This is a genomic window from Haloferax sp. AB510 (genome assembly GCF_024136985.1).
GTDB lineage: Archaea > Halobacteriota > Halobacteria > Halobacteriales > Haloferacaceae > Haloferax.
The window spans coordinates 1-6989 of sequence record NZ_JAMYJY010000142.1; the positions used below are offsets into that span (position 1 = coordinate 1).

A 6989-nucleotide genomic window follows, 5' to 3' on the forward strand; every position below is an offset into this window, starting at 1 on the left:
CCGGCCAGTCGACGCGCTGGCGACCCGCGACGCCGCGACGTGTACGACGACCCTCCTGTCGCTCGCGAGCAACCGCGCCGCTGACCGAACACGCCGCCGACCGCATCCGCGTCCTGACACCGCTTCCGACCGTCGAGGCCCGACGCGACCGCCTCGACCGCATCCTCTCGGCGAGGGAGGCGTGGGCCGACCTCGACGACGACGCCCGCGACGCCGTCGAGGAGGCGTTCCGCGAGTACGACGAGGCCGGCGAGACTGAGCGCGCCGCCGTCCGCGCCGCGCTCGAACTCAGGGAGGCCGGGCTTCGCGGCGAGCCGTTCGACGCGCTGGAGGAAGCCGACCCCGACGCCCTCCGCGACGCACTCGGCGCGCTCGGCTACGTCGACAAGGACGGCTCGGTCGCCGCGGGTGCCGACGACCGTCTCGACAGCCTGCGGAGCCGGCTCGACACCGCGAACGAACTCCAATCCGGCTCGTTCGACGTGCTCGAAACCATCCAGTCGCGGGGCGTCCGCTCGCTCGACGACTTCCGCGCCGCGTTCGTCCAGTACGTCGCACAGGAGACCGACCTCTCCGCGCGGCGAGGTCGAAGCGGTCGCCGCCGAGGACGCCCGCGACGCGACCGACTTCGTGAGCGCGTCGCTCCGGGCGCTCGTCGAGGACCTCGAAGCCGACGCCGCCGCCCGCGAGGAGACTGTCGCCGAGGAGCTACGCGACCGCATCTGGGCCGCCCGCGACGACGTTGACCTCGCGGTCGAGGCCGTCGACGAGGTCGCGCTGTCGCTGTCGCTCGCGCGGTTCGCCGACGAGTACGACCTGACGCGGCCGGACATCGCCGAGACGGGGCTGGCGGTCTGCGGCGCGCGCAACCTCTTCATCGACGACCCACAGCCCGTCTCCTACGCCGTCGGCGACCACGAACTCGCGTGCGCGTCGGGGCCGACGCCGCCGGTCGGCGACCGCGTGTCGGTCCTCACCGGGGCCAACAGCGGCGGGAAGACGACCCTACTGGAGACGCTCTCACAGGTCGCCATCCTCGCGTCGATGGGGCTTCCGGTCCCCGCCGAGTCGGCGGTCGTCGGCCGGTTCGACTCGGTCGTGTTCCACCGCCGGCACGCGAGCTTCAACGCGGGCGTACTCGAATCGACGCTCAAGTCAATCGTCCCGCCGCTGTCGGGCGACGGGCGGACGCTGATGCTCGTCGACGAGTTCGAGGCCATCACCGAGCCGGGCCGCGCGGCCGACCTGCTCAACGGCCTCGTGAACCTCACCGTCGAGCGCGACGCCTTCGGCGTCTACGTCACGCACCTCGCGGACGAACTGAGCCCGCTCCCGCCGGAGGCGCGCATCGACGGCATCTTCGCCGAGGGGCTGACCGACGAGTTGGAACTGCGCGTGGACTACCAGCCGCGGTTCGGGACGGTCGGCAAGTCCACACCTGAGTTCATCGTCTCGCGGCTGGTGGCGAACGCCCGCGACCGCGCCGAGCGCGCCGGTTTCGAGGCGCTGGCTGCGGCGGTGGGCGAAGAAGCGGTACAAAAGACGCTGTCCGACGCCGAGTTCGTCGGCTGAGCCGACGGGGCGGCGAAATGGGCTATCGGCGGCGTGCGTTCTCGTCGGGTGCGCGGCGACCGCGTCGGCGGTGACTCAGCACATCTCGTCGAGCGAGATGAACGCGTCGGCGTCGGCGGTCAGCCACGCCTCCATTCGGTCGCAGCAGCTGTCGCGCCGGGGGTAGACGGTGACCTGGTCCGGGCTCCCTCGATAGGTGACGACGACGCTATGGAGGAAGCAATCCCCGGTGGTATCCGCGCCGATGCGGTCAGCGGTCCCTGCAACCGAATCCTGAGAGGCGGGCACTTCTGACATTCGCCGTCACCTATACACACGCGACGGTGATTACATAACCTTCACTAAGTGTGGTAGTGATTGACAATACCCGTTGGTTACAAAACGTTGCACCAAGTGGGAGTACGGAGTGATACATAGCTTCGGTTCCCCTCGCACGGGTGTGGATTCCACAGTTCCGCGGGGGAATCCGCCCCGTCGGGCGACTTCTGCCGGCGGAGACGGGTTGAAGTGCACGGAACCGCCATCTGGCTGTCGATGGTCGATCCCACGTCCGATTTGGAAGAGAACGTAGACCCAGAAGACGCCCCGACCTGCGCGACGTGCGGGGAGCCGGTTGCCAACAACCCGACGCACCGCGTCGTCACGTGGGTCGAAGACGGCGCCGTGCAGGCGCGGCACTTCTGCGACGACGACTGCCGGGACGCGTGGGACGACGAACGCTGACGCTCTCCTGACGACACGTCTGCCCCTCGGCACGCCGGCCGCGACGCGGCCCGCCCGCGACTACTCGACCGACGACCAGAACCGGTCGAGGCCGAAGCCGAGCATGTCGGGACTGACCGGTCTGAACTCCTCGCGCTCCTGTTCCGGCAGGTAGTCGCGGACGCCGTTCCACGAGTCGCGGGCGTACCGAGCGTCCACGAAGACGCGGACGCCGACCTCGTCGGTCCCGCGGATGACGCGCCCGATGGCCTGCCGCGCCTTTCTGACCGCGGGCACCGTGAGCGCCGTCTCGAACCCGTTGCCGAACTCGCGGTCGTACGCCGTCTTCACCGCGCGGGTCCGTGGCGACGACGTGTTGATGAGCGGGACACCGCAGACGACGGCGGCCGAGAGCTTGTCGCCGCTGTAGTCGACGCCCTCGGTGAGCGTGCCGCGGAGGCTCGTCACGAGCACCTTCCCCTCGCCGCCGAAGAAATCGCGCTTGAGCCGCTCTGTGGCCCCGTCGTCGGACGACTCGTCGAGGAGGACGGGCTTGTCGACGCGGGCTTCGAGCGCGCCCGCCATCCACTCGGCCTCGGCGTAGTTCGGCATCCCGACGAGCACGTTGCCCGGCGAGCGCTCGCACACCTCGACGGCGGCGTCGGTGTACGCGAGCCGCGTCTCGTTTTCCTCGCCGGGCGGCCCGCGGTTGCTGTGGGTGAACTTCGGCACGTCGACGGCGAAGCTCGCGCGGTTCGACTCGGGGAAGCCGAGGCCGAACGTCCGCTCTGCCACCGGGCGGCCGTCGTCGGCGAGGGCGTCGAGGCCGGTCACGCGACGGAACACGTCGATGGGTTCGAGCGTCGCGCTCATGAGGACGCCGCCGCCGAAGTCGCCGAGGCGCTCGGCGATGGCCTCGCCGGGGACGCAGTTGTGGACCGACAGCCGGGCGTTGTACGCGCGCCGCCACGACTCCGGCGGCTCCATCTCGTCCCACGTCCGTTCGAGTTCGATTTCGCGGAAGTGCTTCTCGTGGTCCGCGTAGGCCCACGTCGCCAGCGCCCGGCCCGCCGCGGGCGCGGCCCGCCGCTTGTCGTCTTCCTCCACCGAGTCGAGGATGCGGGCGACCGCCGAGCCGGTCGCCTCGGCTCGGACCCACGTCCCCTCGTCGTGGCCGTTGTCGTCCGCCCACTCGGTGAGTTCGTCGACGCCGGGCTCCTCGGGGTCGCGGAGCGGCAGCTCCTCGTCGTCGAGTTCGGTGAGGTCGGCGCGCCAGCCGACGTACTCGCGGTCGAGGTGCGCGGTCACGCGGCGGTCGAGTTCCTCCCGCAGGTCGCGGATGAAGTCGCGCGTCTCCTCCAGTTCGCGGAGCGTCACGTCGGCCTCCTGTAGCTCCCCGCGGACGAGGTCGGCGTCGGCGGTGGACTTGCCGGCGTCGTCGAACTTCACCGGCTGGATGACGCGCGTGAACTCGCTTTCGGCGTCGCGGAGCGTCCGGTCGCCGACGCCGACGGAGACGAGGTCGCGGACGCGGGGTTCGAGCATGTGCGCCTCGTCGCAGATGACGAACGTCGAGTCGTCGACGAGCGCGCCGGTGAACGTGCCGACGGTCGTCGGATCGAACGCGTGGTAGTAGTTGCCGACGACGACCTCGACGTGGGGCAACAGCGCGCCCATCACGGAGTGGGGGCACGACCCCGCGCCAGCGGCCAGCGAGACGAGGTCCTCGGTCGCGATGAGCCCCTTATCGTCGAAGTCGAAGGGGACGGCCTCGATTGGGTCGCCGTCTTCGGGGAGGTCCGCGAGGAAGTTCGCGTAAAAGGGGCAGTACTCCACGTCCTCGTACTCCGGCATCGACTTCGGGTACGGCGTCGGGTCGCCCGCGGTTTCGAGATAGTTCGGGCCCGCGGTCGTCGAACCGGTGTCGAGGAGGCCGGTCTGTTGCTCGCGGGCGTCCTTGGCGAGCGCCTCGGCGCTGGTCCGGCCGCCGTCGCCGACGAGCCCGCGGGTCCGGTCGCGAAGGCCCTCACAGCGGTCGTAGACGGTCGCGTCGTCGATGCCGCCGCAGCCCTCGCGGCTGTAGGGACACACGTCGGACTTGCCGACGAGCGTGAGCCCCGAGACGGGTTTCCAGTCGGTCGGGAGGTTCTCGTTGATGGTTCGGAGGTCGGCCTCGAACTGCCGCAACTGTTGCTTGACGCTCGTGAGGACGAAGACGCGCTCGTAGTCGGAGTCGGGGTCGCGGACGAGTTCGATGCCGGCGGTGAGCGCGAGCATCGTCTTGCCGGTCCCGCACGCGCCCTCCACGACGGCGAAGCCGTCGTCTCGGGCGGTCTGTATCGCGGTCTCGATTCCGTCGGCCTGCTCCGGGTACGCCTCCGGGTGGCCGAACACCTCCTGCCAGGTCACGCTCTGTGGTCCAGTTGCGACGGCCATAGGGGTGTCGGTGACTGGCCGCGCCCCCGTATTTGAACGTTCGCGAGAGAGCCGGCCGGCACGCGGAGCGCGCCGACGCTATTCGAGGAAGGAGGCGATTGCCTCGGCGAAGGCCTCTCGGTCGCCGCCCTCGCCGCCGACACAGACGACGAACGGCGCGGCGGCGGCGTACACCTTCATCTCGCGCCCCTTCTCGGAGTAGCGGGTGCCGGCGACGCGGACGAGGTCGGCCTCGATGAGGTTTCCGAGGTGGTGGCGGGCGTTCTGGACGGAGGTTTCGACCCGCTTCGAGAGTTCGGTCGCCGTCGCCGGCGAGTCCTGCAGACACGACAGCAGGTCGCGGGCGGTGTCACAAGAGAGGCAGCCGAGGAGCTGCTCCGTCTCGTCGTCGTCGAGCCAGTGGACGCGCGGGGCGGTCTCGACGCTCGAATCGACGGTCCCGTCGGACGGGAGCAACCCTGACATACAATCGACATTTCGGTGGGGGAAGTAAACCGTTTCGGGAGGTCAGGCGCTCGACGGGTCGGTCCGGTCGACGCCCGGCAGTCGGTTCAGCACGTAGAGAACCGCGAGCGCGGCGACGAACACCGCGAGCCCCCCGGCGAGTGTTCTGAAGACCGCCTCGAAGGCGTAGTTTGCCTCGGTCAGGAAGCCGACCGCGCCGCTCCCGTTAGCCTCCAAGAGGAGCGCCGCGCCGCTGAAGACGGCGTAGGCGCTCCCGCGGGCGTCGCTGGGGAGCGACGAGAGCATGAACGTGTCCAGCGCGGGAAACAGGCTGTGGATGACGTAGCCGAGCACCGCGACGACGACGGCGACGGCGACGAAGCCCTGCGCGTACGTCAGGGCGACGAGCGCGCCGATAAAGGCGACGAGCAGGCCGAAGATGTAGGGGACGTGCGGGAGTTTGTCCGCGAGGCGGCCCGACAGCGAGAACGCGGGGACGCCGGCCGCGAAGACGATGGTGAGCATCGTGCTCGCGGTGGCGGCGTCGAACGCCTTCGCCTGCGTCATGTACGACACGAGGAAGTTGAACAGGCCCTGCCAGACGAATCCCGCGGGCGCGATGAGGAGGATGCCCGTGAGGATGAGTTTCCAGTGGCCGAGCGCGGCGGAGAAGTCGCGGTCCGCGCCCGTGCCGGCCCCCGCGCTCCCGTCTCGGGAGACGGCGTAGAGGAGGAGCGTCACGAGCGCGCCGGCGACCGCCAACACCCAGAACGTCTCGCGCCACGAGTACGACGCGAGGATGAAGACGACGACGGGCGCGGCGACGACGGCGGCGACCTGACTGGCCGCGCCGTGGATGCCGACCATGCGGCCGACGCGCTCGGGGAACAGTTCGCCGACGAGCGGGGTCGCGGAGACGAAGTACGCGCCCGAGGCGAGGCCGAGGCCGAACGCGCCGATTTGGAGCGTCAGCACCGACGTCGCGCTCGCGGTGAACGCCGCGGCGACGACGAGGAGCGTGCCCGACCCGAGGACGACCTTCGACCGCGAGACGCGCGTGAGGAGGTAGCCGACGGGGATGCGCGGGATGGCGGTCCCGAGCCAGACGAGGCTCGTCACGACGCCGATGGTCGCTGGGCCGACCGAGAACTGCGTCTGGAGTGTCTCGACGAGCGGCGGGAACGCGACGCGGCCGAAGTTGACGAGGAAGACGAGTCCGCAGAGAGTTCCGAAGAGGCGGCGAGTCACTACCCCGGATTCAGTCGCCGCCGTGTCAAACGTTGCGAATCCGACCCGCGACCACATGTGTTAACGCGGCCCCGGGCCAACGGGGGCGTATGATTACGAGTCGACGCATGGCCGCGGTCGACCTGAACGCCGAGGCGCTCGGCGTGCCGCGGAAACAGCTCATGGAGTCGAGTGGGAACGCCGTCGCGCGGGCGTGCCGCGACCTCGCGGACCCCGGCGCGTCGGTCGCAGTCGTCGTGGGCCGCGGCAACAACGGCGGCGACGCGCTCGTCGCCGCGCGGTTCCTGAAGGCGTACGACGTGACCGTCCACCTGCTCGGTCGCCCCGAGACGATTTCGACCGACATCTCCCGCGAGAACTGGGACGCCCTCGTCGCGGCCGAGGCCGACCTGCGGACCGTCACCGACTCGGCCGCGTTCGACCTCGGCGACCCGGACCTCGTCGTGGACGCGATGCTCGGCACCGGCGTCACCGGCGCGCTCCGCGAACCCGAGGCGACGGCCGCGCGCGCCATCAACGGGTCCTCCGCGAGTGTCCTCGCGGTGGACGTGCCCTCCGGCGTCGACGCCGACACGGGCGACGCGACT

The 6989-nt window shown here is 70.3% G+C and carries 6 protein-coding genes and 1 pseudogene; 3 read left to right on the forward strand and 4 right to left on the reverse strand.

All coding sequences use genetic code 11. The features are described 5' to 3' along the window. Nucleotides 1-1572 (forward strand): annotated as a pseudogene (locus NKF06_RS18830) (DNA mismatch repair protein); the annotation flags it as partial. Between the two features lie 75 nt (nucleotides 1573-1647). Here NKF06_RS18830 and NKF06_RS18835 read toward each other — a convergent pair. Beyond that, the gene (locus tag NKF06_RS18835; protein WP_058827043.1) at nucleotides 1648-1869 is read right to left on the reverse strand and encodes a hypothetical protein; all 222 of its coding nucleotides are present in this window, start codon (nucleotides 1867-1869) and stop codon (nucleotides 1648-1650) included. Between the two features lie 237 nt (nucleotides 1870-2106). Here NKF06_RS18835 and NKF06_RS18840 point away from each other — a divergent pair, with 237 nt between their 5' ends. Then, complete coding sequence (locus tag NKF06_RS18840) at nucleotides 2107-2295, forward strand: hypothetical protein (protein WP_049913423.1); 189 nt, start codon at nucleotides 2107-2109, stop codon at nucleotides 2293-2295. A 60-nt stretch (nucleotides 2296-2355) separates the two neighbouring features. Here the strand turns inward: NKF06_RS18840 and NKF06_RS18845 are convergent, their stop codons facing one another. The 3 genes from NKF06_RS18845 to NKF06_RS18855 form a co-directional block, all read right to left on the reverse strand. Continuing rightward, on the reverse strand, nucleotides 2356-4710 hold the full coding sequence (locus NKF06_RS18845; protein WP_253246286.1) for an ATP-dependent DNA helicase: 2355 nt from the start codon (nucleotides 4708-4710) through the stop codon (nucleotides 2356-2358). 78 nt (nucleotides 4711-4788) lie between these two features. Next, entirely contained in the window at nucleotides 4789-5175 is a 387-nt protein-coding gene (locus NKF06_RS18850; protein WP_058827046.1) for a winged helix-turn-helix domain-containing protein, read from the reverse strand. Nucleotides 5176-5217: 42 nt separating this feature from the next. Continuing rightward, entirely contained in the window at nucleotides 5218-6402 is a 1185-nt protein-coding gene (locus NKF06_RS18855) for an MFS transporter (protein ID WP_058827047.1), read from the reverse strand. Between the two features lie 89 nt (nucleotides 6403-6491). Between NKF06_RS18855 and NKF06_RS18860 the strand changes: the two genes are divergently transcribed. Beyond that, nucleotides 6492-6989: NAD(P)H-hydrate epimerase (locus tag NKF06_RS18860; RefSeq protein ID WP_256477604.1), on the forward strand; the 498-nt coding region annotated here is incomplete at its 3' end.